The sequence below is a fragment of the Candidatus Aquarickettsia rohweri genome (genome assembly GCF_003953955.1).
Taxonomy (GTDB): Bacteria; Pseudomonadota; Alphaproteobacteria; order Rickettsiales; family Midichloriaceae; genus Aquirickettsia; species Aquirickettsia rohweri.
The window spans coordinates 1-2,771 of the sequence record NZ_RXFM01000123.1 but is presented as its reverse complement, the minus strand read 5'-3'; the positions used below and the strand labels follow the sequence as shown (position 1 = coordinate 2,771).

Genomic DNA, 2,771 nt, shown 5'->3' with positions numbered 1-2,771 from the left:
TTTTTTGATGGCATTGCAACAAGCTTTGGATTTTGTTTTGAATCTTTTTTATTAAAAAGAGAATCGAATTTATTTTCTAATGTATTGCAACTAACAAGTAAAAATAATAGAAATATACTTAAAATCTTTTTCATTTTACACACATGATATTATTTCTAATATAAGCTATTATATGATTTATAATATGTAAAGATTGTTTTTTATTTACATATAAATCTATATAAATTTACCTTGAATATGATATAATCAATTGTTAAGTTACAATAAAAATTACAATAATTAAAAATGGATAGTAAAATTGCTTTCACTAATATGCTTTGTAATGGTGTGATAATGGATGTGATGAATGTAGAACAAGCTCAAATTGCAGAGCAAGCAGGAGCCGCAGCTGTTATGGCTCTTGAAAGAGTTCCTGCTATAATTGTTAAAGAAGGAGGTATTGCAAGGGCAAGTGATCCTGCTATGATAAAAATGATACAAGGAGCTATTTCAATTCCTGTTATGGCAAAATGCCGCATAGGGCATATTACAGAGGCAAAAATCCTTGAAGCATTAGAAGTTGATTGTATTGATGAGAGTGAAGTATTAACTGTTGCAGATAAAGAAAATCATATTGATAAGATAGACTTCAATATACCTTTTGTTTGTGGATGTCGCAATTTAGCAGAAGCTTTGAGAAGAATTCAAGAAGGTGCTGCATTGATTAGATGTAAAGGGCAAGCAGGAACAGGCAACATCCTAGAAGCTGTTTATCACCTTAGAACAGTCAAAAAAGAAATATATAGTTTAAAAGGTCTAACTTACTGTGAAATTAAAAGAAAAGCAGAGGAAATTGGAGTTGATTTATCTCTGTTAGAAAAAGTTTGTAATGATCAAAAATTGCCTGTTCCTTTTTTTGCAGCGGGTGGAATTGTAACTCCAGCAGATGCTGCATTATGTATGGAATTAGGATCTGAATCTATATTTGTAGGAAGTGGTATTTTTCTCAGTGAAAACCCTGAAAAAAGAGCAAAAGCAATAGTTGAATCTGTAAATCATTGGAACGACCCCAAAAAATTAGCAGAAATATCAACTAACCTCGGAGAATCTATGAAATGAAAACTATAGGTGTTTTCTTTTATCAAGGTGCTGGACACTTACACGTCCAAGCTTTACAAAAGCTTGGTTATTTATCTTTAAAAATATTTGCAAATACAGATTTTTCAGCATTAGATGGCGTAATTCTGCCTGGTGGAGAAAGTTCAGTACAGTACGATTACTGCATTAATAACAACCTTGACAAAAAAATCAAAGAATTTGCTTTAAGTAAAAAACCTATACTTGGCACTTGTGCGGGAGCAATACTACTATCTAAATATAAATCAAGCCAAGTAAATGGTTTGGGCCTTATTGATATCAATATACAAAGAAATTACTATGGCAGGCAAATTAATAGCAAAATAGAAAGAACTGATTCAGACAATAAAGCATTTATGATTCGTGCACCGAGTATTACTGAATGTGGAAAAAAAGTTAAAATTTTAGATACATTAAATGATAATCCCATTTTTGTTAAACAAGATAATATATACTGCACAATTTTTCACCCAGAATTACTTACATTTGATTCAAAAAATCCAATAAAACAAATTTTCAAATAAAGTCACTCATTATGAATAAATTTTTCTTATTTAAGTTTCTATAATGATCTCGTTCTCAAATTTACATGTATAACTTTAATACGATACCAAGTTCCTAAAAAGCAATTATTTTATTATATTGCTAATAAGTTGATTTATTCGTAATTAATTTTAAAATAACAACTTGTCTTGTAACAATAATTAATAATACCGACTTTGATCAATTTATTCACTAACTGTATAATGAAAAAATCTTAAAATTTTAAAAAAATTAATAACTTTATTTTATGTGTAATAAAGCTAACTATAATATTTTTGCAATAGGTATTTTAATTTTAACCAAGATAATTGAGCACTTCACTAAGATTAGATAAATTCATCTGTGCAAATATAGAATTTTCACCGTGCTTTACAAGAAACCTACGTTTCTTCATATCATAGCTTTTTATGTAATTAAATTCTTGATTAGAAAGATTAAATGTATATTTAAATTCTTTATCTAACATTTTATTAGATAAGTATAGCTGAGAAGCAAAATAAGGCATAACATCTGCAAGACAGCTATGTGCGTTCTTATCATCTATATTTTCTTGCGTTAAAAGAAGCATAGCATTATTGTTTGTTAATTTTTCTAACCAGACTCTAAGCTGATTTTGAAAAGCGTATGCCTCAAAAATATTATGCGAATGATTAATTATAACTATAGCTTTTTGACCTGTTAGAAATTTTGGTAACTTTGCAAGCAATAAACCTAAAAAAGGTCTAAATAATTCTGAGCAATTGCCTATAGCAGAAAGATCAATCCCTAAGTATTTATTATTTTTAAAAACAGCATCTCCACCTTCATTAGATTGGAAAAATTTACTAAAAAATTCAGATTGGAAAAATTTCTTATAATTTGTTTTTATTGTTAAGTCATTTGAGGAGCTAATAAATTCATCTATTTTTTTTATTTTTTCTTCATAATTATCGATGTTGATTAATTCTTTTGCAAGATTTGTAAATTTTTCAACATACTCTTTGTTATTTGATCTATAATCATCATTATGAGCGCAAATTTTAAGCAATAAATCAGCAAACCATTCTATCTTACCATCATAATTAGCTAAATCTAATAAATCAATTTTTATTGGAGATTCTTTTTCTTTTTCC

Annotated in this window: 3 protein-coding genes; 2 read left to right on the top strand and 1 reads right to left on the bottom strand. The window is 27.9% G+C overall.

The annotated features are described in order from the left end of the window. Nucleotides 1-285 precede the first annotated feature (285 nt). Both pdxS and pdxT read left to right on the top strand, forming a co-directional pair. Complete coding sequence (pdxS, locus tag EIC27_RS06605) at nt 286-1,098, top strand: pyridoxal 5'-phosphate synthase lyase subunit PdxS (RefSeq protein WP_126045262.1); 813 nt, start codon at nt 286-288, stop codon at nt 1,096-1,098. Beyond that, nucleotides 1,095-1,640 carry a pyridoxal 5'-phosphate synthase glutaminase subunit PdxT gene (gene pdxT, locus EIC27_RS06600; protein ID WP_126045261.1) on the top strand — a complete coding sequence of 182 codons (546 nt, stop codon included), beginning with the start codon at nt 1,095-1,097 and terminating at the stop codon, nt 1,638-1,640. Before pdxS ends, pdxT begins: the two co-directional genes overlap by 4 nt. A 314-nt stretch (nt 1,641-1,954) precedes the next feature. On the opposite strand, the gene EIC27_RS07330 is transcribed toward pdxT, so the two are convergent. Then, nucleotides 1,955-2,771, bottom strand: an 817-nt coding sequence (locus tag EIC27_RS07330) for a hypothetical protein (protein ID WP_162298365.1), incomplete at its 5' end; no start/stop codon positions are given.